A 26,151-nucleotide genomic window follows, 5' to 3' on the forward strand; every position below is an offset into this window, starting at 1 on the left:
CGCTTTGCACGACACGCGCCGGAAATTGATATGTGTCTTTTTCCCAGATTGACATGCATTCCTCCGCACGGCTGAATGGCGACACCCATAGCGGGGGAGCGCGCATGATCGAGGAGATCCAGCATCAATCGGCCTTGGAGGCTCGCGCCGCGGCCCGGCGCATCGGCCTGATCGCGCTCGCCACGGACCATACAGTGGAAGCGGACTTCCGCCGGCTCGTCGCCAGCGACGACATCGCCGTGCATGTGACACGCGTCGGCTATGCGAACCCCACGACGCCGGAGAACCTTCGCGCGATGCATCCCCATCTTGCCACGGCGGCGGCCCTGCTTTTGCCGGGCGAGGCGCTCGACGCCGTCGTCTATGGCTGCACCTCGGCCTCGGTCGTCATCGGCGAGGAGGCTGTCACGGCCGCCATCCGCGAGGGCAAGCCGGGCGCCACCGTCATCACGCCGGCCGGCGCGGCCGTCCTGGCGCTGCGTGCCCTGAAGGCGCGGCACATCAGCATCCTGACACCTTACATCCGCCAGACGGCCGAACCCATGCAGGCCTATTTCGAAGCGAACGGCTTTGCCGTCAATCGCCTCGTCTGCCTCGGCATGGAAGACGATCGTGACATGGCGCGCCTGCCGCAGGCGGAGATCGTCCGGCTCGCCGCAGGCATCGCTGCCGGTACCGAAGCCCTGTTCATCGCCTGCACGGCGCTGCGCGCGGCACAATGCGCCCCCGAGATCGAACGGCAGACCGGCCTGCCGGTCGTCACCAGCAATCTGGCGGCCGCCTGGGCCAGCCTGCGGCAGTGCGGCATCGCGCCCGATCCGAAGGCCGCATGCCGACTGCTCGCAACCGCCTGACATTCCCGTTTCGTCAATCAGGATGCCTCTCTCATGATCGAACTACCCTTCGCCCTTTCCGAGTACAGAGCCCGGCTCCAGGCCATCCGCGCGGAGATGGCGCGACGCAACCTCGACCTCCTCGTCGTCAACGACGTCGCCAACCAGCATTACATCACCGGCTATGACGGCTGGTCCTTCTATACGCCCCAAGTCGTGCTGGTGCCGCTCGTCGATGAGGAGCCGGTCTGGATCGGCCGCGCCATGGATGCCGCCGGCGGCCTGCTGACGGCCTGGATGAAGCCGGAAAACATCGTCGGCTTCCCGGAGGACCATGTCCAGCGGGCCGACCGCCACCCGATGGACTGGATTGCAGCCTGGATCAGCCAGAAGGGCTGGGGCGGCGGCAATATCGGCATCGAGCTGGAAGCCTATTATTATTCGCCGAAGGCCCATGCTCGCCTGACCGCGGGCCTGTCGAACGCCACCTTCCACGACGCCGACCTGCTGGTGAACTGGATCCGCAGCGTCAAGTCGCCGGCCGAGGTCGACTATCTGCGCAAGGCCTCGCGCCTTGCCGAGGCCGCGGTGCGCGCGGCCTATGACGTCATCGCGCCGGGCGTGCGCGAATGCGACGCGATCGCCCGGATCCAGGCCGCCCAGGTTGCCGGCGCGCCGGACTTTGCCGGCGACATCACCGCCCTGCCCCCGACCATCCTCGCGGGAGAAAATGCCTCCGCGCCGCATGTCATGTGGAGCGATCGCCGCTTCGGCGAGAACGAGACCGTCGCGCTCGAACTCGCCGGCGTCGTCCGCCGCTACACGGCCGGCCTTGCGCGAACCCTCCAGCTCGGCAGGATGCCGGCCAAGGTAAGCGACACGAGCAGGGCCGTCCTTGAGGGCATGGAGGCCGTCCTCGCCAGCATCAGGCCGGGCGTGACGGCCGAGGCGGTCGAGGCAAGCTGGCGCCGGGTCATCGAGCGCCATGGCCTCAAGAAGGAATCGCGCATCGGCTACTCGATCGGCGTCGCCTACCCGCCGGATTGGGGCGAGCACACGATCAGCCTGCGCCCCGGCGACACGACCGTCCTGAAGCCCGGCAACGTGCTGCACTCCATCCTCGGCATGTGGATGGACGGTTGGGGCATCGAGGTGAGCGAGACGATCCTCGTCACCGAAACCGGCTGCGAGACGCTGACGAGCTTCCCCCGGGACATCCATGTCAAGGCCTGAGCCCGACACGGCGGCAGTGGACGCGGCCCTCGCGCGGCGGATGATCGAGATTCGCCGCCACCTCCACCGCAATCCGGAGCTTTCCAATGCGGAGCGCGAGACGCAGGCCTATCTGAAGCAGGCGCTGGAGGAGGCGGGGCTCGGCCCGGTCCGGCCGGTCGCCGGCTTCGGCCTTGCCGTCGACATCGTCGGCACGGCCGGCCCCTCCAACCGCAAGGTCGTCATCCGCGCCGATATCGACGCGCTGCCGATCGAAGAAATGTCGGGCGAGCCCTTCACCTCCGAGAAGCCGGGTGTGATGCATGCCTGCGGCCATGACGCGCACGCAGCCATGGGCTACGCCGCCGCCATTCTGCTGGACAGGCGCAGGCAATCCTTCAGCGGCACCGTGCGGCTGATCTTCCAGCCTGCCGAGGAGGCGGAACCACTCGGCGGACGGCGGGTCGTCGCGGAAGGCCTTCTCGACGACGTCGACGCGGCGATCGGCATCCATGTCGATCCCTATACCCCGACCGGCAGGATGGCGGTCGGCGCCGGCCCCTATACGCTGGCCTGCGATATCTTCGACGTCGTCGTGACCGGAAATTCCGCGCATGCCGCCCGGCCTTCCGACGGCATCGACGCCATCGCCGTCGCCTGCTCGATGGTGACGGAACTGCAGAAGATCGTCGCGCGGGAGATCGATCCCTACGATCCCCTGGTGATTTCCGTCACGGGCATCGAGGGTGGCGGCGCCTACAACGTGATCGCCGCCGAGGCCCGGCTGAAGGGCACCATCCGCAGCGGCCACGAGGAAACCCGGCAAAAGGCGTGGCGACGGCTGCGACAGGTCCTGGAAGGGGTGGCGGCGACGCACGGCGCGACGGTCGCGGTCGACCTGCAACGGGGCGAGCCGCCCGTCGTCAATGCGCCGGAAATGGTCGAACTCGTCCGGCAGGCCGGCAGGGCGATCGTCGGGCCGGACAATGTGCTGTCAGCGCCCGGCTGGACCGCTGCCGACGACTTCGCCTTCTACAGCGAGAAATGCCCGTCGGTCTATTTCCGCCTGGGCATCCGCAACGAGGCGGCCGGCGCGATCCATCCCCTGCACCATCCGCAATTCCGCATCGACGAGGCCGCCCTGCCGCAGGGTGCCACGGTGCTTTGCGCCACGGCCGAAACCTTCCTGAAGACGATGGAGTAAGGAAGACGCGGGGCCGGCGCGCAGCCGGCCTTGCCGCGCCAGCAGGCCTCATGGCCGGAACGGCGAAAGGTATCCCAGGCAGATGTGTCGGAATCCCGTCCAGCCGGTCGTCTTCAAGCAGACACGCTATGGAGGACAGCATGACGATCACGATAACTGCCTTTGCCCAATCACCCGATCGTGGCCGGGGTCTGGCGCGTGACATGCGCGTTCGCTGGGCGCTCGAGGAGGTGGGCCAGCCTTACGCGGTTCGTCTTCTCACGTTCAAGGACATGAAAGAGCCCGCGCATCTTGCGCTTCATCCCTTCGGGCAGATCCCGACCTATGAGGACGGCGATCTCGTCCTGTTCGAATCGGGGGGCATCGTGTTCCACATCGCCGAGCGCCATGCAGGCCTGCTGCCGGACGACGCCAATGCGCGGGCGCGGGCGATTACCTGGATGTTCGCCGCGCTCAGCACGGTGGAGCCGCCGATCCTCGACTACGAAATACCGGGCTATACGGAACGCGACAAACCCTGGTATGCGGAGCGCCTGCCGGTCCTGGAGGGCCGTATCCGCGCGCGGCTGGACGAACTCTCCCGCCGGCTCGGCGATGCCGACTGGCTCGACGGCGCCTTCAGTGCCGGCGACCTTCTCATGGTGACGGTCCTGCGCAGGCTGGAGGAATCGGGCATATTGGACGACTATCCGGTCCTTTCCGCCTATATCGCCCGCGGCAAGGATCGCCCCGCCTACAAGCGGGCCTTCGACGCGCAACGGGCGGTGTTCACTGCCGCTTCCTCCAACTGATCGAAGTCGGTCCATCCTGCGGATTCCGGCCGCTAAAGTTTCGCCCTCGTCGAGCGCGGCGTGGAGAGGAGGATGCTCGTTTCACTGCCCGTGATGCCCGGCACGAGACGGATCTTGCGCAGGACGGCGTCGAACTCTGCAAGGCTCGAGGCGCTGAGCTCCACCAGCAGGTCCCACCGGCCGTTCGTCGTATGGATCTGTGAAATCTCGGCGAACCCGCCGAGTGTGCGGATCACGCGATCGGTCACATGGCCTTCGATCTCGATCGTCATGACGCCGCGAACGACATCTTCGAGAGCATCGGCACGCAGCATCACCGTATAGCCGAGGATGGTTCCGTCCTGCTCCATCCGCTCGATGCGCGCACGCACGGTCGCCCGCGACGCCCCGGTTTCCAAAGCGAGGTCCGAAACGCTCCTGCGCCCGTTGCCGCGCAGCAGCGTCACGATCTTCTGGTCGAGCTCGTCCATGCCAATCTGGTTTCCTGGCTTCTCATTATGATCAATATGGCATTCCGAGATGCCAAAATTCAATATTCAATCTGCCGTTCGGGGCTTCTAGAATCTGGAAAAACAATGAGGAGTTAAGTCATGGAGTGCACGCTGATCGGCGCGCCCTTGCAAATTGGTGCAGGGCAGCTTGGCTGCGAGATGGGGCCGAGCGCCCTTCGCATCGCCGGCCTTCGCACGGCGCTGGAGGAACTGGGCCACACGGTGAAGGACATCGGCAACCTCACGCCCCGCGCCTTCGACGAGATGCCGCATCCGAACGCCGCCGTGCATCATCTCGGCGAGACGGTCGCCTGGGTAGAAGCGCTGTCGGCCGCGGCCTACGAGCACGGCAAGGCCGGCATGCCGATCTTCCTCGGCGGCGACCATGCGATATCCGCCGGCACCGTTCCGGGCCTTGCGCGCCGCGCTGCCGAACGCGGCCGGCCGCTCTTCGTGCTCTGGCTGGACGCCCATACGGATTTCCATAGTCTTGAAACGACCGCAAGCGGCAACCTGCACGGCACCCCCGTCGCCTACTATACCGGCCAGGCCGGCTTCGATGGCTACTTCCCGGCGCTCGCCCATGCCGTGCCCACGGAAAATGTCTGCATGATCGGCATCCGCAGCGTCGATCCCGCCGAACAGGCCGCCATCCGGAAGACCGGCATCACGGTCCACGACATGCGCGTGATCGACGAACACGGCGTCGGCGTCCTCGTGCGCACCTTCATCGAGCGGGTCCGGGCCGCAAACGGCCTCCTGCATGTCAGCTTCGACGTCGATTTCCTGGAGCCGGATATCGCGCCGGCCGTCGGCACCACCGTGCCGGGCGGGGCGACGTTCCGCGAGGCGCACCTGATCATGGAAATGCTGCATGACAGCGACCTGGTGACGAGCCTCGACATCGTCGAGCTCAATCCGTTCCTCGACGAACGCGGCAAGACCGCAAAGCTGCTCGTCGATCTTGTTGCCAGCCTGATGGGCAAGCGGGTGATGGATCGCCCGACGCTTGCAGGCTGAGCCGGCTGTTCCTGGTTGGAGGGAAAATGAACACTGATCCGAAATTGAACGTGGTTCCGTTCGTCAGCGTGGACCACATGATGAAGCTGGTCCTGAAGGTCGGCATCGACCGGTTCCTGACGGAACTGGCGGCGACGATCGAGGAAGACTTCCGGCGCTGGCCGGTCTTCGACAAGACCCCGCGTGTCGCGTCCCATTCCAAGGAAGGCGTCATCGAACTGATGCCGACCAGCGACGGGACGCTCTACGGCTTCAAATATGTCAACGGCCACCCGAAGAACACCCGCGACGGCCGGCAGACCGTGACGGCCTTCGGCGTGCTGTCGGATGTCGGCAACGGCTATCCGATGCTGCTCACCGAGATGACAATCCTGACCGCGCTGCGCACGGCGGCGACCTCGGCGGTGGCGGCCAAATATCTGGCGCGGCCGAATTCCCGCACCATGGCCATCATCGGCAACGGCGCGCAGAGCGAATTCCAGGCGCGCGCCTTCAAGTCGCTTCTCGGGATCGACAGGCTTCGCCTCTTCGATATCGACGCGTCGGCAACGCGCAAGTGCGCGGAGAACCTTGCCGGCCTCGGCTTCACCATCGAGGAGTGCCGGTCGGTCGAAGAGGCCGTCGAGGGCGCCGACATCATCACCACCGTTACCGCCGACAAGCAATATGCGACGATCCTTTCGGACAACCATGTCGGCCCCGGCGCCCACATCAATGCCGTCGGCGGCGACTGCCCCGGCAAGACCGAGCTCAGCAAGGACATCCTGCTGCGCTCCGACATCTTCGTCGAATATCCGCCGCAGACGCGCATCGAAGGCGAAATCCAGCAGCTTCCGGCCGAGCATCCCGTCATCGAACTCTGGCAGGTCATGACCGGCGAGACCGAGGGCCGCAGGAGCGCCGACCAGATCACCCTGTTCGACAGCGTCGGCTTCGCCATCGAGGACTTCTCCGCGCTGCGCTACGTGCGGGAGAAGATTGCCGAGCACGGCATGTTCACGGAACTCGACCTGCTCGCCGATCCCGACGAGCCGCGCGACCTCTATGGCATGCTGCTGCGCTGCGAGAAGAAGCTCAACGCAGCCTGATACGTGCCGCCGTCCGGTTCGCCGTATCGCGAGCCGGACGGCAAGGCCCATCCATGACATGGGATGCGGCATCGCCGGCCAAGGCTGGCAAACACCCGGCGACGGACGATCGATCCCTCTCCGTCACGCGAAGACCAGCCCGTTACCGTAACCGGCGTCATCCGCATCATCCATCGGCATCGCCGCGTTTGTTGCAGCCGCTTTCTCCACGCGCAGGGCAGCGAGGGTGCCCGAGCCTGCGAATCCGTCATTGTGTTGTCATCGATGACGGAATACCTCCAAGGCAGCAGTTCGAGGAATGAAGTGGAGAAATGGGCTTGGACGTGATGGAAGGTCAGGCGGCATCCCGTCCTGCGGGGACGGCATCGGAGGTCTTCTCGGCGTTCCTGAAGCTCGGCCTGACGTCATTCGGCGGCCCGATCGCCCATCTCGGATACTTCCGCGACGAGCTTGTGGTTCGGCGAAAATGGATCGACGAAAAGGGATACGGCGATATCGTCGCGCTCTGCCAGTTCCTGCCCGGCCCGGCCTCGAGCCAGGTCGGTTTCGCGCTCGGGCTGATGCGAGGCGGCCCCTTGGGCGCGCTTGCCGCGTGGAGCGCCTTCACACTGCCGTCCGCGGTGATCCTGGTGATCTTTGCCATGGCTGCGGCCGCCCTCGACAATCCAATCGGGCAAGCGCTGCTCCACGGCCTCAAGCTTGTCGCGGTCGCCGTCGTCGCCCAGGCCGTCTGGGGCATGGCCAAGTCGCTGACGCCTGACCGGCCACGAGCAGGAATCGCACTTGCAGCAGTCGCCGTCGTCACATTTGGCGGCGTGTTCGGTCAGTTGACCGCAATCGTTCTGGGCGGTCTGGTCGGGCTCGTGCTTTGTCGCGAGGCGGAAGAAAGACCCGGCGGGGCCATCTCGCTTCGTGTTTCCAAGACCGTCGGGCTCGGGTGCCTGGCCGGCTTCGCCCTGCTTCTCGTCCTGTTGCCATTGATCGCGGCCACGAGCGGCTCGCAGGGGCTGAACCTCTTCGATGCCTTCTATCGATCCGGTTCGCTGGTGTTCGGAGGCGGCCATGTGGTCCTGCCGTTGCTTCAAGCGGAGGTCGTGCACCCGGGCTGGGTGTCGGATAACGCGTTCCTTGCGGGATACGGCGTTGCGCAAGCCGTACCCGGTCCGCTCTTCACCGTTGCCGCCTATCTTGGCGCGGTAATGGGGCCGCCCCCGAATGGCGTATTGGGAGCAGCGCTCTGCCTGATCGCGATCTTCCTGCCCGGCTTCCTCCTGCTTGTCGGTACACTGCCGTTCTGGGGCAGCTTGAGCAGGCTGCCGGCGGCACAATCTGCAATGCGTGGCGCGAATGCCGCCGTGGTCGGCGTACTGGGGGCAGCGCTCTACAACCCGGTCTGGACAAGTGCCGTGCTGACACCGGCGGATTTTGCCCTCGCTCTCGCAGGTTTCCTCCTTCTGGTGATTTGGAAGGCACCTCCGTGGATCGTGGTGATCGTGATGTCTTCGGGCGCGATTCTGCTTCGGGTCGCGCCATAACCAGGCCAGCACATTGATCTTGAGGAAACGCGCTTCTCAAAGTCTGGCGCCGGTTCCTGCGCCAGGTGCGGGCAATACCGGCCGTTGCCGAGGCTCCGCCTTCAGCAAAAGTCCGGAAAACCGGCAGGGGTTTGAACATCCCCTGCCTGCGCATGCTTCAATCCGCAGTCCTGCCAACCTTGGGCACGATCATTTCGCGCATGGTTGCAAGATAGTGGTCTTTCGAGGTCATCCAGCAAAACGCGACGGGCATCCCGGTGTCCGCTCCCCGGATAGCGGAGCCGGGTGCCTTGCGGTTTTGCGGCGCTTCGATCACTTGCCGCGATCGGCGAGCCACTTTTTCATCATGGCGATCTCGCCTTCCTGGGCCTTGACGACCTCCTCGGCGAGCTTGCGGACCGCGGGATCCTTGCCGTGTTCGAGCACGACTTTCGCCATGTCGATCGCACCCTGGTGGTGGGGGATCATGCCGCGCATGAAGTCGACATCGGCATCGCCTGTATAGTCTACCATCATGCCTTTCATCATGGCGTCCATGGCCATCGCATAGGCTTTCGTAGACGGGCTGTCCGAAGCCGGCATCGCCATGCCGGACATGTCGTGGCCCTGCATGGCGTCGCCCGTTTTCATCTGGCTCTGTGCAATCACCAGGCCTGCGCTGATGGCGAGGGCGCCTGCGATGAAGATCGGCGTGAGCTTGTTCATGGTCCTGCTCCCGTTCAGTCCACAGTTGCCGGATATCCGGCCTCTTCGAGGACCTGTCGAAGGGTCCCGAGGTTTACGCTCGTCTCGACCTTGACGCTGCGCGCGGCAGGATCGGCCTCGATCCTGGCATTCGGATCGACGGACTGGATTGCCCGGGTGACGGATCTGGCGCAACCGCCACAGGTCATGCTTTCAATCTTGAGTTCCATGAGAAATCTCCTTGTTGGGTCTCATGGCACTCAAGATGGGGCTTCCAACGATGGGAAGGTCAAGCGCGCAAAAAAGAAAAACTGCTATTGACCTTCCCATCGTTGGAAGCCCCATCTTCCACCCGAACCTGATTTTCGGAACGAGAAAGGAGGGCGGCCATGAATGCCCCCGTTCGAACAACAGACCTGTCCGGAACGCTATCGATACCGATCGAGGGCATGACCTGCGCCTCCTGCGTCGGCCGGGTCGAAAAGGCGCTCAAGGCCGTGCCCGGCGTTGCTGACGCGGTCGTCAATCTGGCGACCGAAAGGGCGAGCATCACCACCAGCGTGCCGGTCGATCGTGCCAAGCTGATCGGCGCGGTCGAAAAAGCCGGTTATACGGTTCCGGCAAGCTTCTCCGCGCCGGCCGCAACCTCGCGCGAGGTTGCGATCGAGGGCATGACCTGCGCCTCCTGTGTGGGGCGGGTCGAAAAGGCACTCAAGGCCGTGCCCGGCGTCACGAACGCCGTCGTCAACCTCGCGACCGAGAAAGCGACCGTGCAGGGAACGGCCGATGCCGCGGCCATAGTGGCAGCAATCGAGAACGCCGGCTACGAGGCCAAAGTAATCGCAGCGGCAGCCGGCAGCCACCAGGCCGAGACGGAGGACCACGCTGAAAGGAAGGAAGCGGAACGCCGCGAGCTGACCCGCGACTTCACCATCGCGGCGGTTCTGACGGCACCGGTATTCATCCTGGAAATGGGCGCGCACCTCATTCCGGGCGCCCATCACCTGATGGCCACGACAATCGGCATGCAGAACAGCTGGTACCTCCAGTTCGTGCTCACAACCCTGGTGCTGTTTGTCCCGGGCATCCGCTTCTACGACAAGGGATTGCCCGCCCTGTGGCGCCTTGCTCCCGACATGAACTCGCTGGTCGCCGTCGGCTCGCTTGCCGCCTACGGCTATTCGCTGGTCGCGACCTTCGCCCCGGGTTTCCTGCCGGCAGAAACGGTCAACGTCTATTTCGAGGCGGCCGCGGTCATCGTGACGTTGATCCTGCTCGGGAGGCTGCTTGAGGCCCGGGCCAAGGGACGCACCTCCGAAGCGATCAGGCGCCTTGTCGGTCTCCAGGCCAAGACGGCGCATGTGCGCAGGGACGGCAAGACGGTGGAACTGCCGATCGACGCCGTCGCATCAGGCGATATCGTCGAGATTCGCCCCGGCGAGCGCGTGCCGGTGGACGGAGAGGTCGTCGAGGGTGAAAGCTATGTCGATGAATCGATGATCACCGGCGAGCCGATCCCAGTTTCCAAGAAGAGCGGCAGCCCGGTCGTCGCGGGAACCGTGAACCAGAAGGGCGCCTTTGCGATCCGCGCCACGGCGGTCGGCGGCAACACGGTGCTTTCGCAGATCATCCGCATGGTCGAGGACGCGCAGGGCTCCAAGCTGCCGATCCAGGCGCTCGTGGACAAGGTGACCATGTGGTTCGTGCCGGCCGTCTTCGCCGTGGCCGCCCTCACCTTCGCCGCGTGGCTCCATTTCGGCCCGCCGCCCGCGCTCACCTTCGCGCTGGTCAATGCCGTCGCCGTCCTGATCATCGCCTGCCCCTGTGCGATGGGACTGGCAACGCCGACCTCGATCATGGTGGGCACCGGTCGCGGGGCTGAGCTGGGCGTGCTCTTCCGCAAGGGCGAAGCACTCCAACTGCTGAAGGACGCGAACGTCGTCGCCGTCGACAAGACGGGCACATTGACCGAAGGAAAACCGGCCCTCACCGATCTGGAACTGGCCGCGGGCTTCGAACGGACAGACGTTCTCGGGCTCGTCGCCGCCGTGGAAGCCAAGTCGGAGCACCCGATCGCCCGGGCGATCGTGGATGCAGCCGCTGCGGAAAATATCGCACGACCCGTCCTGTCGGACTTCGAATCGGTAACGGGTTTCGGGGTCAGGGCCGTGGTCGATGGCAGGCCTGTCGAGGTCGGTGCGGATCGGTACATGGTCGAGCTCGGCCATGACGTCGCGGCCTTTTCCGGCATTGCCGAACGCCTCGGCAATGAAGGCAAATCGCCGCTCTATGCCGCGATCGACGGCAGGCTGGCGGCGATCATCGCCGTGGCCGATCCTATCAAGGAGACGACGCCCGCGGCCATCAGGGCACTGCATGATCTCGGCCTCAAGGTCGCGATGATCACCGGCGACAACGCGCGCACGGCCAGGGCCATCGCGGCGCGCCTGGGGATCGACGAGGTCGTGGCCGAAGTGCTGCCGGACGGCAAGGTCACCGCGGTTCGCCGCCTCAAGGCCGCGCATGGCAAGGTCGCCTTCGTCGGAGACGGGATCAATGACGCTCCGGCACTGGCCGAGGCGGATGTGGGCCTTGCCATCGGAACGGGCACGGACATTGCCATCGAGGCGGCCGACGTGGTGCTGATGTCGGGCAGCCTGCAAGGCGTGCCGAACGCCATTGCCCTCTCCAAGGCGACGATCGGCAACATCCGGCAGAACCTGTTCTGGGCCTTCGCCTACAACACGGCCCTGATCCCGGTTGCCGCGGGCCTGCTCTATCCGGCTTACGGCATCCTCCTGTCGCCCGTCTTCGCCGCTGGCGCCATGGCCCTGTCGAGCGTCTTCGTCCTCGGCAATGCACTCCGGCTCAAGACCTTCGCGGTCCCCCGCTGACGAAAGCCGACAGCCGATCCCATGGTCAGGATTGGCTGTCGTTGCCTACGGCAGACAACAGGAGCCGCAGGACATGGCCGAGACGCTCAAGGTCCTGGTCAACGCCTGCCACGGTGATCATCGCCCGCACCGCCCTATCCTGCAGCGGCGCCACCACGGCGCGCCGTTCTCGGGAAACCCCTCCTTGCTTCAGCCATGCCCGCGGCGGCGCGCATATGCAGCACGCGCCGCATCCATCCGCGCGGAATTTGCGACGACCCACTCGGCCAGGCCGCGAACCGGTTCCAGGAAATCCCGCCCCAGATCCGTCAGCGCATATTCGACCTGGGGTGGCGTGACCGGCGTGACGGTCCGCGAGACGAAGCCATTCTCCTCAAGTTCCCGCAATGTCGATGCAAGCACCTTCTGGCTGATCTCGCCGACTTCGCGTCGCAAGGCATTGAAACGCAGCGGCCCACGGCCGAGCACCTGCACCACGAGCAAGGTCCACTTGTCGCTGATGCGCGCAAGCATCCGGCCGATGTGGGCGCAGGCTGCGGTATGCTCCTGGTTATCTGGTTTCAACAAAGTGCCTCCTTGTCCGCTTCTGGAAACCTTTCGTAAGCTGGTTCCTCTTGGAAACCAAGATACAGGAGGTTATCGTGAATTCTAGGCCGCGAATCGCCATCATCATCGGCTCGACACGCCCGACCAGGCTCGCCGACAAGCCTGCCCAGTGGATATTACAGCAGGCGCAGGCCCGGACCGACATGGACGTGGAACTGGTCGACCTGCGCGATCATCCCCTTCCCTTCTTCGACGAGATGGCATCGAACATGTGGATGCCGAGCCGGAATTCCGAAGCCGTTCGCTGGCAGGAGACAATCGCCCGCTACGACGGCTACATCTTCGTCGTCGCGGAATACAACCATTCGATCACCGGCGTTCTCAAGAATGCGCTCGATCAGGCCTACAGGGAGTGGAATCGCAAGCCGTTCACCGCGATCGGCTATGGTGGAACCGGCGCGGCACGCGCGATCGAACATCTGCGGGGGATCGGCGTGGAGTTGCAGATGGTTTCCACCCATGCCGCCGTGCATATCGGCGGCAGCGACTTCATGGCCATACATCCGGCCAATGGAAACAAGCCGGTCGCCGCGATCGAAGCCAGCCTTCTGCCGGCGGCGAAAACGGCACTCGACGAACTGGTCTGGTGGGCCAGGGCGACCATGGCGGCAAAGGCCGCCGAGGCCTGAAGCGCCAATGAGCGGGCTCTCACCGCATGGCCCCGGCAGCCGAAAGAGGCGAGGATCGGACTGTAGAGCGGCGAAGCGCCTGGATTATCCCCGCAGCATGTCGATGATGGCGGAGAAGTCCCGGTCGCCGTTCCCCTCTTTCGCAAAAGCCTCGTACAATCTCGCGGCGGCCGCACCCAACGGCGTGGTGGCGCCGCAGGCCTCGGCAACATCCTGGGAGAGCAGAAGATCCTTCAGCATCAGGGCGACAGCGAAGCCGGGCTTGTACGCATTGTTGGCGGGCGAAGATGGAACCGGCCCGGGCACCGGGCAATAGGAGGTCAGGGACCAGCATTGGCCGGAAGACGCCGAAGCCACGTCGAACAGGGCCTGGTGGGAAAGACCGAGCCTTTCGCCCAGCGCGAAGGCCTCGCTGACGGCGATCATGGAGATGCCGAGGATCATGTTGTTGCAGATCTTCGCGGCTTGGCCGGCGCCATCAGCCCCGCAATGCACGATCTTCTTGCCCATTGCTTCCAGGAACGGTCTGGCATCGGCGAAGGCCTCGGGCGAGCCGCCGGCCATGAAGGTGAGCGTTCCGGCGGCAGCCCCGCCCGTACCGCCGGAAACCGGCGCGTCCAACGAGGGGCAACCCGCCGCCCGGGCGATGCCATGGACCCGGCGCGCACTTTCCACATCCACGGTCGAGCAATCGATCTGGAGGGTTCCGGCGGGAACCAGGCCTGCCAGCTTCTCCCAAACGGCAACGACATGCTCGCCTTTCGGCAGCATGGTGATCACGGTCTGCGCACCGCTCACGGCCTCCGTCAGGGTTGCGAAAGTCTTCACGCCGGTCTGCGCAGCAGCGGCGAGCGAGGCTTCGGACAGGTCGAAACCGGAAACGCTGTGTCCGGCCTTGACAAGATTTGCAGCCATCGGGCCGCCCATATTGCCCAATCCGATGAATGCGACATAAGCCATGCTGATCGTCCTTAGTACAGACCTATAGGGGTTAGGCATGGGCGCGCGACCAAAGCGCATCCGCCCGGGAATTGCTGGCTCACCTCTCCGCCAGGATCATCGCGGCGGCTTTCTCCGCGATCATGATCGTCGGCGAATTGGTGTTGCCCGAGGTAATGCGCGGCATGACGGAAGCATCGGCGATGCGAAGCCTGCCGAGCGCCCGCAGCTTCAGTTGCGGATCGACGACGCTTTCCGGATCGGACCCCATCCGGCAGGTGCCGGTCGGGTGGAAGATCGTCGTGCCGATGTCGCCCGCCGCCTTTTCAAGATCCGCGTCGGTCTCGAAGGAGGGACCGGGCTTGTATTCGACCGGCGTGAAGCGGGCGAAGGACGGCTGCTGCGCGATGCGGCGTGTCAGGCGGATGGCACGGACGGCCACGTCGCGGTCGCTTTGTTCGCTGAGATAGTTCGGGCGGATCTGCGGCTGCAGGGCAAAGTCCGGCCCCTTGACATGGACCGAGCCGCGGCTGTCGGGGCGAAGGTTGCACACACTCGCCGTCATCGCCGGAAACGGATGGACCCCCTCGCCGAACTTTTCGAGCGACACCGGCTGGATGTGATATTGCAGGTCGGGCGTCTCCTTGTCCGGCCCCGAACGGGTGAAGATGCCGAGCTGGCTCGGCGCCATCGCCATGGGGCCGGAGCGCTTCACCAGATATTCGAGCCCGATCGACGCCTTGCCGAGCAACGTGCTCGCTTTCTCGTTCAGCGTCGGCACGCCGGTGACCTTATAGACCAGTCGAAGCTGCAGATGGTCCTGCAGGTTTTCGCCGACGCCCCTCACATCCCTTACGACCTCGATGCCCGCATTTTTCAGGATGTCGCCACGGCCTATGCCGGAGAGTTCGAGAAGATGGGGAGAGCCGATCGCGCCGGCGCTGAGCACGGTCTCGCGGGCCGCATACGCCTTCTTCGCAATGCCCTGGTGCTGGAACTCGACGCCCTTCACGTCGCCATTTTCGACAATCAGGCGTCGCGCATGCGCTTTAATAAGGACGGTGAGGTTGGGCCGGTTGCGGGCCGGTTTGAGGAAGGCCTTGGAGGTGTTCCAGCGGATGCCCGAGCGCTGGTTGACATCGAAATAGCCGGATCCTTCATTGTCGCCGCGGTTGAAGTCCTCGGTCTCGGGTATGCCGGCTTCGCTTGCGGCCTTCTGGAAGGCATCGAGCACCGCCCAGCGCACGCGCGCGCGCTCCACGCGCCATTCCCCGCCTTCGCCGTGCATGTCGCTCGGCCCCTTGTAAAAGTCCTCCGACTTGCGGAAATGCGGCAGCACGTCGTCCCAGCCCCAGCCGGTGCAGCCAAGCTGGCGCCACAGATCGTAATCGCGCGCCTGGCCGCGCATGTAGATCATGCCGTTGATCGACGAGCAGCCGCCCAGCACCTTGCCGCGCGGGTAGTTCAGCGCCCGGCCGTTGAGGCCGGCCTCCTTTTCGGTGGAGAAGCACCAGTCAGTGCGCGGGTTGTTGATGCAGTAGAGATAGCCGACAGGAATGTGGATCCAGTGATAATTGTCGCTTCCGCCCGCCTCCAGCAACAGCACGCGATTGCGTCGGTCCGCCGACAGCCGGTTGGCCAGAACGCAGCCGGCGCTGCCGGCACCTACGATGATGTAGTCGAACTGTTCCATGTCGAACTCCAAGCAGGACCCTTCCAGCGTGCCGCACGGGCGCCGCGGGTGGTGTGTCCATTCCATTCTCGTGGGGCCGGCCTCCGGCACCCTGCCGTTTCGCACCGGGGAGCCGATGCAGGTTCGTGTCGCGCCGGCACCTATGCCGGCGCGATCAGGAGGGGCTTCTAGAAGCCGAGCTTCTTGCCCAATCGCGAGGTGTAGAACTCTCCCACAATGCCGCGGCGGAAGAGCAGCACACAGGCCATGAAGACGATGCCGGTGACAATCGTGACCGGAAAGTCGGAGGTGGCGAGGTAGTTCTGCAGCGTGACGACAAGGCCCGCGCCGACGATCGGCCCGATCATCGTACCGATACCGCCGAGCAGCGTCATCAGGATCACTTCGCCCGACATCTGCCAGCCGACATCGGTGAGCGTGGCGAACTGGAACACCAGGGCCTTCAGCCCGCCGGCAAGACCCGTGAGCGCAGCCGACATGACGAAGGCCCCAAGCTTGTAATTGCGAACGGAATAGCCGAGCGAGATCGCGCGCTGCTCGTTCTCTCGGATCGACTTCAAGATCATGCCGAAGGGCGAGTTGATGAAGCGCCAGATGATCGCCATGCCGATCAGGAAGGCGACCAGGACGAAATAATACATGCTGGTCGGCCGGTTGAGGTCGATCAGGCCGAACAGATGGCCGCGCGGCACCGACTGGATACCGTCCTCGCCATGCGTGAAGGCCGCCTGCAGGCAGAAGAAATAGAACATCTGCCCGAGCGCCAGCGTGATCATCGCGAAATAGATGCCCTGCCGGCGAATGGCGAAGAATCCGACCACAAGCCCGAGCAGCGCGGCGCCCGCGACACCGATGAGAATGCCGATCTCGGGGTGACGCCCCACTCCTTCACCGCATGTGCGGTGAAGTAGGCCGCGCCGCCGAAGAAGGTGGCGTGGCCGAAGGAAAGCAGGCCGGTATAGCCGAGCAGCAGGTTGAAGGCGCAGGCGAAGAGCGCAAAGCACAAGAGCTTCATCAGGAAGATCGGGTAGAGGAACAGCGGGGCCGCGGCCAGGCAGCCCACCGCCACAACCAGCAATCCCACCTGGATCATGGAGGCAGTACGCTCCGGCTGGACATTCGTCGCCATTTTCTCAGAAAGCTCCACCATGTCACGCATCCCTTCCGAACAGGCCGGCGGGCCGCAGCAGAAGCACGATCGCCATGATTACAAAGATAACGATGTTGGAGGCCTCCGGGTAGAAGACCTTGGTCAGGCCCTCGGCGATGCCGAGCATGTAACCCGTGACGATCGCGCCCATGATGGACCCCATGCCGCCGACGACGACCACCGCGAAGACGACGATGATGAGGTTCGTGCCCATCAGCGGCGAGACCTGGTAGACCGGCGCGGCCAGCACGCCGGCGAAGGCGGCGAGACCCGCGCCGAGCGCATAGGTGAAGGTCAGGAGCAGCGGCACGTTGACGCCGAACGCCTGCACGAGAACAGGGTTTTCCGTCGCCGCACGCAGGTAGGAGCCAAGCTTGGTCTTCTCGATCAGCAGCCAGGTTCCAAGGCAGGCGAGCAGCGAGACAACGACGACCCAGCCGCGATAGTTCGGCAGGAACATGAAGCCGAGATTGGTGCCACCCGCAAGCCAGGACGGAGCCGCATAGGGCTGGCCGGAAGCGCCATAGAGATAGCGGAACGTTCCCTCGATCGTCAGCGCCAGGCCGAAGGTGAAGAGCAGGCCGTAGAGCGGATCGAGATTGTAGAGCCGGCTCAGCATGGTGCGTTCGATGACCGCGCCGAGAAGCCCGACGATGAGGGGTGCGAGAATGAGGGCGGCCCAGTAACCGATCGCGAAATACTGCAGCAGCAGGAACGCGACGAAGGCGCCCAGCATGTACTGCGCCCCGTGGGCGAAATTGATCACGCGAAGCAGGCCGAAGATGACGGCGAGCCCGAGGCTCAAGAGCGCATAGAACGAACCGTTGATCAGCCCGATCAGCAACTGGCCCAGGAACGCCTGCACCGGAATTCCGAAAATCATGGTCATGGCTCGGTCAGACCCCCAGAACTTTGTGAAGCATCGGCATCTGGTCCGGCAGCTCCGACACCGGGAAATCCGCCACCATCTGGCCGTGGTCCATCAGGTAGAAACGGTCGGCGATCTTGCTGGCGAAACGGAAGTTCTGCTCGACCAGCAACACGGTCATGCCGCGCTCTTTCAGTTTCTTCAGCACTTCGCCGATGCGCTGCACGATAACCGGGGCCAGCCCCTCGGTCGGTTCGTCGAGAAGAAGCATCTTCACCCCGGTGCGCAGGATGCGGGCCATCGCCAGCATCTGCTGCTCGCCGCCGGACAGCTTGGTCCCCGGGCTGGTGCGGCGTTCGGCAAGGTTAGGGAAAAGGCCGTAGATCTCCTCGAGCGACAGTCCGCCCTTGGCAACGACCGGCGGCAGCATGAGGTTTTCCTCCACCGTCAGCGTCGCGAAGATGCCGCGCTCCTCCGGCACGAAGCCGATGCCGGCATGCGCCGTCCTGTGCAGCGGCACGTCCATCATGTCCTTGCCGTCGAAGAGGATCTGGCCCTTTCGCTCGCGCAGAATGCCGACGATCGTGCGCAGCGTCGTCGACTTGCCGACACCGTTGCGGCCCAGGATGGTGATCATCTCCCCTTCGCGCACCGTCATGTCGACGCCGTGGAGGACGTGGCTCTCGCCATACCAACTGTTGAGGCCCTTGACCTCGAGCAATGGTTTCATGTCAGGCCTCCTCCGTGCCCATATAGGCGACGCGGACCTGCTCGTTCTGACTGACGGCGGCATAGTCGCCCTCGGCCAGGATCTCGCCCCGCTGGAGCACGGTGACGTGATGGCAGATATTGGCCACGACCTTGAGGTTGTGCTCCACCATCAGGATGGCGCGGTCCCTGGAAAGTTCGGTGATGAGACTGGCGATGACGCCGACGTCTTCCTGCCCCATGCCGGCCATGGGTTCGTCCAGCAGCAGCACTTTCGGGTCCAGCGCCAGCGTGGTGGCGATCTCCAGCGCGCGCTTGCGGCCGTAGGACAGATCGGCGGCGATGCCGTCGCGCCATCGGTCGAGACCGACCATGGAAATCAGTTCGTCGGCACGGGCATTCAGGCTGTTCAAGGATGCCATCGGCTTCCAGAACTGCGTGGCGAGATTGTTCGGCCTCTGCAGCGCCACGCGAACGTTGTCCAGCACGGTCAGATGCGGAAAGACTGCGGAAATCTGAAAGGACCGGACGAGGCCCATGCGGGCGACCTTGTCCGGCGGCATGTTCGTGATGTCGGTCCCCAGCAACGTAATCGTGCCAGACGTCGGCTGCAGGAACTTCGTCAGAAGGTTGAAGACGGTCGTCTTGCCGGCGCCGTTCGGCCCGATCAGGGCGTGGACACGGGCGTGATGGACATCGAGATCGACGTTCTTCACCGCGGAGAAGCCGCCGAAATCGCGCCGAAGGCCGCGGGCGGAAAGCACCACCCGCGGATCCGGCTGCGTCTGTCGTTCAGACATGGCCATATTTGCGTCCAGACTTACTGGCTCACCAGATCGCAGCCGCTCTTGGCCGGATCGATGAAAGCGTCCTTGCCGGGAATGGTCGCCAGCACCGTGAAATAATCCCAGGCGACATCGCTTTCGCCCGGCTTCTTCACTTCGAGCAGGTACATGTCATGGACCATGCGGCCGTTCGCCGTGACCGTGCCATCCTTGGCGAAGACGTCGTTGACGGGCATTTCGTGCAGCGCCTTGGAGACCGCATCGGCATCATCCGTGCCTGCCTTGTCGATCGCCTTGAGATACTGGGTGACGGCCGAATACGTGCCGGCGTGGACCATGTTCGGCATGCGGCCGGTACGGTCGAAGAAGCGCTTGCCGAACGCCGCCGACTCTTCGTCGCGGTTCCAGTAAAAGCCCTCGGTGAGCGTCAGGCCCTGGGCCGCTTCAAGGCCGAGGCCATGGACCTCGGCAAGCGTGAAGAGAAGCGCCGCAAGACGCTGCCCGCCAGCCACGATGCCGAACTCGGATGCCTGCTTGATGGCGTTGGCGGTGTCGAGTCCGGCATTGGCAAGGCCGATCACCTTGGCACCGGACGACTGCGCCTGCAGGAGGAAGGAGGAATAATCGGTCGTGCCGAGCGGGTGGCGGACCGAGCCTGCAACCGTGCCGCCGTTCTCCTTGACGAAGTTCGCCGTGTTCTCCTCCAGCGAATAGCCGAAGGCGTAGTCGGCCGTCAGGAAGAACCAGCTGTCGCCGCCCTGCTTCACGAGCGCGCCGCCCGTGCCGACCGCGAGCGAATGCGTGTCATAGGCCCAGTGGAAGCCGTAGGGGCTGCACTGCTTGCCGGTCAGCTCGGTCGTCGCCGCGCCGGTATTGATGGTGATCTTCTTCTTTTCCTTGGAAAGCGCCTGGACCGCGAGGCCGACCGACGAGGACGTCAGTTCCATGATGCTGTCCACCTGTTCGGTGTCGTACCACTGGCGGGCGATATTGGAGGCGATGTCGGCCTTGTTCTGGTGGTCGGCGGTCACGACTTCGACCGGTGCGCCGGCCGCCTGGCCGCCATAGTCCTCGACGGCCATCTTCGCCGCCTCGTAGGACCACTTGCCGCCGAAATCGGCATAGACGCCGGACTGGTCGTTGAGAATGCCGATCTTGACCTTGCCATCGGATACATCGGCGGCAATGGCGGCCGTACCCATCGAGAGCAGGATGGCTGTGGACGCAATGAGACTGTTACGCATGTATCTCCTCCCCGAGATCAATAGAAATGTAGATCTGTTCAAAAATTGGCCGACCGTCCTCCCGACAGCGACCCTCCCGCCGCTAGTTTCCCAAAAAGCCGGATTGACGCAAGGCCCGTCAGAAATTAATTGCAAACAGGGTCTGTTCATTTTTGAACAGAGGAGGCACGCATGTCGGCATATCCGCAATTCACCTGGGACGATCTGATGTACTTTCTGGCGGTCGCCCGGACCGGGCAGTTGTCGACGGCCGCGCGACAGTTGCGAACGAGCCACGCCACCGTGTCACGCCGCATCGACCGGCTGGAATTTGCGCTGAAGGTGAAGCTGTTCGAGCGCAATCCGCGCGGCTACGTCCTGACCTCGATGGGCCAGCGCTTCATCGATACGGCCGAAAAGATCGAGGCGGAGGCCGACAGGCTTCAGGCGGAAATTTCCGGAGGCGCCACCGCCCAGCGCGGCGTGATCCGCATGAGCGCGCCCGAAGGCTTCGCCAACTTCTTCCTGACCCACCAGTTGCATGATTTCACGGAGAGTTATCCGAACCTCGCCCTCGAACTGGTGACGATCCAGCAGATCATGTCGCTCTCCCGCAAGGAGGCCGATCTCGCGGTATCCCTCGACCCGCCGAAAGCCGGCCCCTATTATTGCGAGAAGATCGCCGACTACAGCCTGCATGTATACGGCTCCCGCCGTTATCTCGAACAGAACGGTCCGGTGCAGAACCGCGACGAGTTGCTCCAGCATCCCTTCATCGGCTACATCGAGGACATGATCTTCGCCCCGGGCCTCGATTATCTCGGCGACGTCCATCCCGGCATCAAGGCGCGCTTCCAGAGCTCCAGCATCTTCGCCCAGTTGACGGCGACACGGAACGATCTGGGCCTTTGCATCCTGCCGCATTTCGTCGCCAAGCAGCATCCCGAACTCCAGATCGTCCTTGCCGACGAGGTCGAGCTTCGGCGCACCTACTGGCTGATCTGCCACCACGACCTGCGCAACGTGCCGCGGGTGCGGATGGTGATCGACTTCCTCTTCAGGATCGCGCGCTCAAACATGCCTTCGTTCCTTCGGGAGCTCGACGACGACAGCCGGCGGTGAAGCCGGCCGCTCGCCATTCGAAGCACAACGCATCGTTCCCGTCTCGGGCGAGAATCCGCGCTTGCGCCGGGCGGCGCTGTCGCCGCGGCCCTGCTGACCTACTCCGCAACCACGACCTTCGGCAATTTTTCGAGGATGGCCTCGAAGCTCGGATTGTCGCGCGCCTTCGCGTCGGTCACCAGGATGTCGATCTCGTCGGGAGGGCAGAACACCGTGCGCGGCGGCGCACCGATCTTCGAATGGTCGGCGAGGATCATCGTCTGCCCTGAATTCTGCACCATGGCGCGCGCCACTTCCGCCCCGTAGAGATAGAAGTCCGACGCGCCCTTGACCGCATCGACCCCCCACGGCACCACCATCGCCAGATCGGCCTGGTAGCGGTGGATCTCGTTGATCGCCACCGCGCCGACGATCTCGTTCGGATCCTGCTTGAACTCACCGCCCAGCATGAGGACGCGGAAGCGCCGGGAGGGCTCGCCGGTCGGCTCGGTCAGGTTGCGGGCGACGTCGAACGAATTGGTGATGATGGTCAGGTCCGTCAGGCCGTTCGGGCCGGCGATGGTTTCCGACATGACGGTCGTGGTGGAGCCGGCATCCATGAACAGCGTCATGCCGTTGCGCAGGAACGGCAGGGCCGTCGCGGCGATGGCGCGCTTTTCCTGCAGGCGCTGGGTATGACGCACCTTAAAGCTGAACGCCTCGCGCACCAGCGGCACGGCACCGCCGCGCACCCGGCGCAGTTCCCCCGCCTGCTCCATCTCGACGAGATCGCGCCGGATCGTCTCCCGCGCGACACCGAAACTCTGGGAGATCCGGTCTGTCGAGACTTGCCCGAAGGCCGCAAGGAGGTCGCGGATCTTCTGCTGTCGCTCTTCCTGCCACATGTCGCCCTGCGCTCCCTCGAACTCACCCGTCCATACCAGAGAAAACCGCCCTTGCCATTCTGGCGGCAGAAAATCCCACAAATTTGCACATTTGCCACATACACAATTTGACACATATCGCTTGTAATGCCACAGTACCACACATAAGCGCTCATATCGCTTAATTTCGCACTCGCGCGGTCGGGTGCCAATACCTTTGACACTGGGGAAATCCTGATGACGTCCAATGTGCCCGTTGAGGACTGCCACATCGAATTCGCGATCGAGCTTGCCGACACGGCCCGCCGCATGATCGAGCAGCACAGGCGCGACCGGCTCGGCGTCTCGGTCAAGCCCGACCGCAGCCTCGTGACGGCGATGGACATGGCGATCGAGACGGAATTGCGGGCGATGATCGTTGCCCGCTTCCCCGGGCACGGCATCATCGGCGAGGAGCAGGAATGGCAGCGCGAGGACGCGGATTTCGTCTGGGTGCTCGATCCGATCGACGGAACCGCCTCCTTCATCGCCGGCATGCCGGTCTACGGCACGCTCATCGCGCTCGCCCATCGCGGCGTTCCCATGCTCGGCATCATCGACATTCCGCCGGTCGACGCGCGCTGGCTCGGCGTCGCCGGCCGGCCGACGCTGAAGAACGGCGCGCCCTGCCGGGTGAAATCCTGCGAGGACCTGTCGCTCGCCATGATGTCCACCAGCAACCCCGACTTCTATTCCGATGCCGAGCGCCCCGCGCTCGACCTTCTGCGCAAGCGCACCAACTGGCGCATCTACGGCGCAGCCGCGCTCGCCTATGGCCTGCTTACCGACGGCGGCACGGATGTCGCGCTCGATACGGGCCTGAAGGTCTATGACTACGCTCCGTTCCGCCCGATCATAGAGGGAGCCGGCGGCGTCATCACCGACTGGCAGGGCCAGCCGGTCACGCTGAAGACCGGCCCGCGCATCCTCGCAGCGGGCGATGTACGCAAGCACCGGGAGATCGTCGAGATGCTGAGCGGCCTCGACATTCCCGCCTGAGACCACCTGAACGAACCGGGAGAAGAACCATGGGGATCGATATCAAGAACCTCTACGTCAATTACGGAGGAATGGACGTCATCGCCGATCTGAGCCTGACGATACCGGAAGGGTGCTTCTTCACCCTGCTCGGCCCTCGGGCTGCGGCAAGACCACGTTGCTGCGCACCATCGCCGGCTTCGTGCAGGCGGCAAAGGGCAACATCTATTTCCAGTCGCAGGACGTGACCCGGCTGCCGCCGCATCGGCGCAATATCGGCATGGTGTTCCAGGACTATGCGCTGTTTCCCGACAAGACGGTGGCCGAGAACGTCGCCTACGGCCTTCGCGCGCGCGGCGAGAGCGGCGAGGCGATGATGAAGAAGGTCCGCCACGAGCTGGAGCATGTCGGCCTCGGCCACGTCATGGACCGCCACCCGGCCGCCCTTTCCGGCGGCCAGCGCCAGCGCGTCGCGCTCGCCCGCGCCATGGTCATCAAGCCACAGGTCCTGCTGATGGACGAGCCGCTGTCGAACCTCGATGCGAAGCTTCGCATCCAGATCCGCGAAACGATCTCCGATCTCCAGCGCGAAGCCAACATCACCACCGTCTTCGTCACGCACGACCAGGAGGAGGCCCTGTCCATGTCCGACCGGATCGGCGTGATGAACAAGGGCAAGGTCGAGCAGCTCGGCACGCCGAAGGAGATCTATGCGACGCCGCGCACCGCCTATGTCGCCGATTTCGTCGGCGCGGCCAACCGCATCAACGTCACGGTCGCCGAGGCCAATGCCGACGGCACGGCCCGCATCATGCTGGGCGATGCCGCGATCCTCGCGCGCAACACGCTTACCGGCACGAGCCGCGACGGCATCCTCATCATGCGCCCGAGGACCTGCGGCTGAAGCCGCGGACATCCGCCGAGATGCAGGGGCTCACGGGGCGCGTCGTGAAACGGCAATATCTCGGCGGCAAGACGAGCTACAAGCTGGCGCTGCCCGACGAGACGCTCATCAACGTCGATTCCCACGGCGACGACCATGACGGCTTCGAGATCGGCACCGACGTCATCGCCACCATCGATCCCTCCAAGGCCATGGTGATCGCGTCATGATCAGGGCCTCCGACCTTCGCGCCCCGTGGCTGTGGCTTTCGCTCGCCGCCCTCGTCGCGCTCCTCGTCTTCATCGTCTATCCGGTGGCCAACATCCTGACCGCCAGCGTCTCCGGTGACCAGAACGGCTGGAGCCGGCTGCTGGCCGACCCGCGCGGCCTCACCGCCATCCTCAACACGCTGATCCTCGCCTCGGTCGTCACCTGCACCTGCGTGCTGATCGGCGTGCCGCTCGCCTATGTCACGGCGCGCTACCGCTTCTTCGGCAAGTCGATCATCGCGCTCCTGCCGCTGATCACCCTCGTCATCCCGGAGGTGATCTCCGCCCAGACCTGGCTGATGGCGCTCGGCAACAATGGCCTCATCACCCGCTTCCTGCGCAACATCGGCATCCAGTTGCCGACCTTCTACGGCTGGTTCGGCCTCGTCACGGTGATGACCTTCGTCTACTACACCTATGTCTATATCGGCACCGTCGCCGCGATCAGCGGCTTCGATTCGACCCTTGAAGAAGCCGCCCAGAGCCTCGGCACCTCGCCCGCCCGCTCGCGCATGAAGGTCATGTTGCCGGTCATCCTGCCCTCGATCCTCGCCAGCGCGCTCCTGGTCTTCACCATGGTCGTCGGCAATTTCGCGATCTCGATGATCCTCGCCAACCGGCTGCCGCTGCTGTCGGTCGTCACCTACCAGGCCGCGGTCTCGGAGGGCGGGGCGGCTCCCGTCATGCAGAGTACCTTCGCGACGGTCTCCGTCGTCATGGTCATGCTGATCCTCTTCCTCAACCGCTGGATCGTCTCGCGCGGCCGGTTCGAGATCGCGCAGGGCCGCGGCGCAAGGCCCGTCCCGATCACCGGCTGGCGGGGTGCGGTCATCGGGCTTGCCGCCAGCTTCATCGTCATCGTCTCGCTCGTGCCGCTCGCCGTCATCGCCGTCGGTGCCTTCACGGTGTCGCGCGGGCCGGTCATGCAATGGGGCAACTGGACGCTCGCCAACATGGAGCGCGTCTTCATCAACGCGCCGCAGCCGCTGGTCAATTCCCTGATCTATGCCGGCGCGGCGACGCTGATCGGCATCTGCTTCAGCGCGCTCGTCAGCTACCTCATCATCAAGAAGCGCAACGCCGTCACGCCCTGGCTCGACTATATCTCGTCGATCCCGCTGGCGCTGTCCGGCACGGTGCTCGGCATCGGCCTGGTCGTGTCGTTCAATTCCGGCTGGCTGCCGCTGACGGGCACGGCGACGATCATGGTCCTCGCCCTCCTCGTGCGGCGCCTGCCCTTCGGCATGCGCAGCGCCCAGGCGACGCTGCACAACATCCCGAACTCCATCGAGGAAGCCTCGATCAGCCTCGGCTCGCCGCCGCTGCGCACCTTCTTCAAGGTGGTGCTGCCGATGATGGGCCCCGCGATCGCCTCGGCCGCCATCCTCACCTGGACGACCAGCGTCTCCGAGCTCAGCGCCTCCATCCTCGTCTATTCCGGCGGGCGGGAGACGCTGACGATCCAGGTCTTCCGGCTGATCGGCAGCAACCTGATGGCCTATGCCTCGGCCTACGGCCTCGTCCTCATCGCCGTGATCATCATCCCGATCATCGTGGCCACGAAAGTCTTCAAGATCGACGTGTTCGCGTCGAAGTGAAGGTCAATCCAGACAAGTCGATCCAACAAACAGAGAGGAACCGAAA

Annotated in this window: 25 protein-coding genes and 1 pseudogene; 14 read left to right on the plus strand and 12 right to left on the minus strand. The window is 64.4% G+C overall.

Annotated elements, in window-relative coordinates:
- Positions 1-104: 104 nt before the first annotated feature.
- The 4 genes from shn_RS29345 (at position 105) to shn_RS29360 (ending at position 4,040) form a co-directional block, all read left to right on the plus strand.
- Positions 105-854, plus strand: a complete 750-nt coding sequence (locus shn_RS29345) for an aspartate/glutamate racemase family protein (RefSeq protein WP_064334091.1) — start codon at positions 105-107, stop codon at positions 852-854.
- A gap of 33 nt (positions 855-887) precedes the next feature.
- Positions 888-2,066: a M24 family metallopeptidase gene (locus shn_RS29350; RefSeq protein ID WP_064334092.1), complete on the plus strand. Its 1,179-nt coding sequence runs from the start codon at positions 888-890 to the stop codon at positions 2,064-2,066.
- Positions 2,053-3,249: a M20 family metallopeptidase gene (locus shn_RS29355; RefSeq protein WP_064334093.1), complete on the plus strand. Its 1,197-nt coding sequence runs from the start codon at positions 2,053-2,055 to the stop codon at positions 3,247-3,249. Before shn_RS29350 ends, shn_RS29355 begins: the two co-directional genes overlap by 14 nt.
- 140 nt (positions 3,250-3,389) lie before the next feature.
- Positions 3,390-4,040, plus strand: a complete 651-nt coding sequence (locus shn_RS29360; protein WP_064334223.1) for a glutathione S-transferase family protein — start codon at positions 3,390-3,392, stop codon at positions 4,038-4,040.
- 32 nt (positions 4,041-4,072) lie between these two features.
- On the opposite strand, the gene shn_RS29365 is transcribed toward shn_RS29360, so the two are convergent.
- The gene (locus shn_RS29365) at positions 4,073-4,510 is read right to left on the minus strand and encodes an Lrp/AsnC family transcriptional regulator (RefSeq protein WP_023517321.1); all 438 of its coding nucleotides are present in this window, start codon (positions 4,508-4,510) and stop codon (positions 4,073-4,075) included.
- 120 nt (positions 4,511-4,630) lie between these two features.
- Between shn_RS29365 and rocF the strand changes: the two genes are divergently transcribed.
- The 3 genes from rocF to chrA all read left to right on the plus strand — a co-directional run bounded on the left by rocF (position 4,631) and on the right by chrA (position 8,174).
- On the plus strand, positions 4,631-5,551 hold the full coding sequence (gene rocF / locus shn_RS29370) for an arginase (protein ID WP_064334094.1): 921 nt from the start codon (positions 4,631-4,633) through the stop codon (positions 5,549-5,551).
- A gap of 26 nt (positions 5,552-5,577) precedes the next feature.
- Positions 5,578-6,639: an ornithine cyclodeaminase gene (ocd, locus tag shn_RS29375; RefSeq protein ID WP_064334095.1), complete on the plus strand. Its 1,062-nt coding sequence runs from the start codon at positions 5,578-5,580 to the stop codon at positions 6,637-6,639.
- Positions 6,640-6,965: 326 nt separating this feature from the next.
- Positions 6,966-8,174 (plus strand): chromate efflux transporter, encoded by a 1,209-nt coding sequence (chrA, locus tag shn_RS29380; RefSeq protein ID WP_145926103.1) that lies wholly within the window; start codon positions 6,966-6,968, stop codon positions 8,172-8,174.
- A gap of 312 nt (positions 8,175-8,486) precedes the next feature.
- On the opposite strand, the gene shn_RS29385 is transcribed toward chrA, so the two are convergent.
- The gene (locus shn_RS29385) at positions 8,487-8,879 is read right to left on the minus strand and encodes a DUF305 domain-containing protein (RefSeq protein ID WP_064334097.1); all 393 of its coding nucleotides are present in this window, start codon (positions 8,877-8,879) and stop codon (positions 8,487-8,489) included.
- Positions 8,880-8,893: 14 nt separating this feature from the next.
- Entirely contained in the window at positions 8,894-9,088 is a 195-nt protein-coding gene (locus shn_RS29390; RefSeq protein ID WP_064334098.1) for a heavy-metal-associated domain-containing protein, read from the minus strand.
- Positions 9,089-9,247: 159 nt separating this feature from the next.
- Between shn_RS29390 and shn_RS29395 the strand changes: the two genes are divergently transcribed.
- Positions 9,248-11,752 carry a heavy metal translocating P-type ATPase gene (locus shn_RS29395; RefSeq protein WP_084438657.1) on the plus strand — a complete coding sequence of 835 codons (2,505 nt, stop codon included), beginning with the start codon at positions 9,248-9,250 and terminating at the stop codon, positions 11,750-11,752.
- A gap of 189 nt (positions 11,753-11,941) precedes the next feature.
- Here the strand turns inward: shn_RS29395 and shn_RS29400 are convergent, their stop codons facing one another.
- On the minus strand, positions 11,942-12,316 hold the full coding sequence (locus tag shn_RS29400; protein WP_064334100.1) for a helix-turn-helix domain-containing protein: 375 nt from the start codon (positions 12,314-12,316) through the stop codon (positions 11,942-11,944).
- Positions 12,317-12,393: 77 nt separating this feature from the next.
- On the opposite strand from shn_RS29400, the gene shn_RS29405 reads away from it, so the two are divergent.
- Complete coding sequence (locus shn_RS29405; RefSeq protein WP_064334224.1) at positions 12,394-12,987, plus strand: NADPH-dependent FMN reductase; 594 nt, start codon at positions 12,394-12,396, stop codon at positions 12,985-12,987.
- An 84-nt stretch (positions 12,988-13,071) separates the two neighbouring features.
- Here shn_RS29405 and mmsB read toward each other — a convergent pair whose 3' ends face one another.
- The 7 genes and pseudogenes from mmsB to shn_RS29440 form a co-directional block, all read right to left on the minus strand.
- A complete protein-coding gene (gene mmsB / locus shn_RS29410) occupies positions 13,072-13,947 on the minus strand; it encodes a 3-hydroxyisobutyrate dehydrogenase (RefSeq protein WP_064334101.1) in 876 nt (291 codons plus the stop codon).
- 79 nt (positions 13,948-14,026) lie between these two features.
- Positions 14,027-15,619, minus strand: coding sequence for a GMC family oxidoreductase (locus shn_RS29415; RefSeq protein WP_064334225.1), 1,593 nt, complete (start codon positions 15,617-15,619; stop codon positions 14,027-14,029).
- A 167-nt stretch (positions 15,620-15,786) separates the two neighbouring features.
- A pseudogene (locus shn_RS29420) lies at positions 15,787-16,712 on the minus strand (branched-chain amino acid ABC transporter permease).
- Between the two features lie 58 nt (positions 16,713-16,770).
- Complete coding sequence (locus tag shn_RS29425) at positions 16,771-17,658, minus strand: branched-chain amino acid ABC transporter permease (RefSeq protein ID WP_064334102.1); 888 nt, start codon at positions 17,656-17,658, stop codon at positions 16,771-16,773.
- A gap of 7 nt (positions 17,659-17,665) precedes the next feature.
- Entirely contained in the window at positions 17,666-18,367 is a 702-nt protein-coding gene (locus tag shn_RS29430) for an ABC transporter ATP-binding protein (protein ID WP_064334103.1), read from the minus strand.
- Between the two features lies 1 nt (position 18,368).
- Positions 18,369-19,151 carry an ABC transporter ATP-binding protein gene (locus shn_RS29435; protein WP_064334104.1) on the minus strand — a complete coding sequence of 261 codons (783 nt, stop codon included), beginning with the start codon at positions 19,149-19,151 and terminating at the stop codon, positions 18,369-18,371.
- Between the two features lie 14 nt (positions 19,152-19,165).
- A complete protein-coding gene (locus shn_RS29440) occupies positions 19,166-20,374 on the minus strand; it encodes an ABC transporter substrate-binding protein (protein WP_064334105.1) in 1,209 nt (402 codons plus the stop codon).
- Between the two features lie 171 nt (positions 20,375-20,545).
- Here shn_RS29440 and shn_RS29445 point away from each other — a divergent pair, with 171 nt between their 5' ends.
- Positions 20,546-21,475, plus strand: a complete 930-nt coding sequence (locus tag shn_RS29445; protein ID WP_064334106.1) for a LysR family transcriptional regulator — start codon at positions 20,546-20,548, stop codon at positions 21,473-21,475.
- 98 nt (positions 21,476-21,573) lie between these two features.
- Here shn_RS29445 and shn_RS29450 read toward each other — a convergent pair whose 3' ends face one another.
- On the minus strand, positions 21,574-22,359 hold the full coding sequence (locus tag shn_RS29450; protein ID WP_064334107.1) for a DeoR/GlpR family DNA-binding transcription regulator: 786 nt from the start codon (positions 22,357-22,359) through the stop codon (positions 21,574-21,576).
- A gap of 216 nt (positions 22,360-22,575) precedes the next feature.
- Between shn_RS29450 and shn_RS29455 the strand changes: the two genes are divergently transcribed.
- The 4 genes from shn_RS29455 (at position 22,576) to shn_RS29465 (ending at position 26,105) form a co-directional block, all read left to right on the plus strand.
- Positions 22,576-23,376 carry an inositol monophosphatase family protein gene (locus tag shn_RS29455; RefSeq protein ID WP_064334108.1) on the plus strand — a complete coding sequence of 267 codons (801 nt, stop codon included), beginning with the start codon at positions 22,576-22,578 and terminating at the stop codon, positions 23,374-23,376.
- A 112-nt stretch (positions 23,377-23,488) separates the two neighbouring features.
- Positions 23,489-24,259: an ABC transporter ATP-binding protein gene (locus shn_RS29460; protein ID WP_245337516.1), complete on the plus strand. Its 771-nt coding sequence runs from the start codon at positions 23,489-23,491 to the stop codon at positions 24,257-24,259.
- 20 nt (positions 24,260-24,279) lie between these two features.
- A complete protein-coding gene (locus tag shn_RS35305) occupies positions 24,280-24,468 on the plus strand; it encodes a TOBE domain-containing protein (RefSeq protein ID WP_084438658.1) in 189 nt (62 codons plus the stop codon).
- A complete protein-coding gene (locus shn_RS29465) occupies positions 24,465-26,105 on the plus strand; it encodes an iron ABC transporter permease (protein ID WP_064334109.1) in 1,641 nt (546 codons plus the stop codon). Before shn_RS35305 ends, shn_RS29465 begins: the two co-directional genes overlap by 4 nt.
- The last annotated feature ends 46 nt before the right edge of the window (positions 26,106-26,151 follow it).

It is taken from the genome of Shinella sp. HZN7, from assembly GCF_001652565.1.
Lineage (GTDB): Bacteria > Pseudomonadota > Alphaproteobacteria > Rhizobiales > Rhizobiaceae > Shinella > Shinella granuli.

Bases quoted from the DNA above. Each gene is read 5' to 3' on its own strand.
- shn_RS29345 (WP_064334091.1), top strand. From the start codon at position 105: ATGATCGAGGAGATCCAGCATCAATCGGCCTTGGAGGCTCGCGCCGCG.
- shn_RS29350 (WP_064334092.1), top strand. From the start codon at position 888: ATGATCGAACTACCCTTCGCCCTTTCCGAGTACAGAGCCCGGCTCCAG.
- shn_RS29355 (WP_064334093.1), top strand. From the start codon at position 2,053: ATGTCAAGGCCTGAGCCCGACACGGCGGCAGTGGACGCGGCCCTCGCG.
- shn_RS29360 (WP_064334223.1), top strand. From the start codon at position 3,390: ATGACGATCACGATAACTGCCTTTGCCCAATCACCCGATCGTGGCCGG.
- shn_RS29365 (WP_023517321.1), bottom strand. From the start codon at position 4,510: ATGGACGAGCTCGACCAGAAGATCGTGACGCTGCTGCGCGGCAACGGG.
- rocF (WP_064334094.1), top strand. From the start codon at position 4,631: ATGGAGTGCACGCTGATCGGCGCGCCCTTGCAAATTGGTGCAGGGCAG.
- ocd (WP_064334095.1), top strand. From the start codon at position 5,578: ATGAACACTGATCCGAAATTGAACGTGGTTCCGTTCGTCAGCGTGGAC.
- chrA (WP_145926103.1), top strand. From the start codon at position 6,966: ATGGAAGGTCAGGCGGCATCCCGTCCTGCGGGGACGGCATCGGAGGTC.
- shn_RS29385 (WP_064334097.1), bottom strand. From the start codon at position 8,879: ATGAACAAGCTCACGCCGATCTTCATCGCAGGCGCCCTCGCCATCAGC.
- shn_RS29390 (WP_064334098.1), bottom strand. From the start codon at position 9,088: ATGGAACTCAAGATTGAAAGCATGACCTGTGGCGGTTGCGCCAGATCC.
- shn_RS29395 (WP_084438657.1), top strand. From the start codon at position 9,248: ATGAATGCCCCCGTTCGAACAACAGACCTGTCCGGAACGCTATCGATA.
- mmsB (WP_064334101.1), bottom strand. From the start codon at position 13,947: ATGGCTTATGTCGCATTCATCGGATTGGGCAATATGGGCGGCCCGATG.
- shn_RS29415 (WP_064334225.1), bottom strand. From the start codon at position 15,619: ATGGAACAGTTCGACTACATCATCGTAGGTGCCGGCAGCGCCGGCTGC.
- shn_RS29425 (WP_064334102.1), bottom strand. From the start codon at position 17,658: ATGACCATGATTTTCGGAATTCCGGTGCAGGCGTTCCTGGGCCAGTTG.
- shn_RS29430 (WP_064334103.1), bottom strand. From the start codon at position 18,367: ATGAAACCATTGCTCGAGGTCAAGGGCCTCAACAGTTGGTATGGCGAG.
- shn_RS29435 (WP_064334104.1), bottom strand. From the start codon at position 19,151: ATGGCCATGTCTGAACGACAGACGCAGCCGGATCCGCGGGTGGTGCTT.
- shn_RS29440 (WP_064334105.1), bottom strand. From the start codon at position 20,374: ATGCGTAACAGTCTCATTGCGTCCACAGCCATCCTGCTCTCGATGGGT.
- shn_RS29445 (WP_064334106.1), top strand. From the start codon at position 20,546: ATGTCGGCATATCCGCAATTCACCTGGGACGATCTGATGTACTTTCTG.
- shn_RS29450 (WP_064334107.1), bottom strand. From the start codon at position 22,359: ATGTGGCAGGAAGAGCGACAGCAGAAGATCCGCGACCTCCTTGCGGCC.
- shn_RS29455 (WP_064334108.1), top strand. From the start codon at position 22,576: ATGACGTCCAATGTGCCCGTTGAGGACTGCCACATCGAATTCGCGATC.
- shn_RS35305 (WP_084438658.1), top strand. From the start codon at position 24,280: ATGCAGGGGCTCACGGGGCGCGTCGTGAAACGGCAATATCTCGGCGGC.
- shn_RS29465 (WP_064334109.1), top strand. From the start codon at position 24,465: ATGATCAGGGCCTCCGACCTTCGCGCCCCGTGGCTGTGGCTTTCGCTC.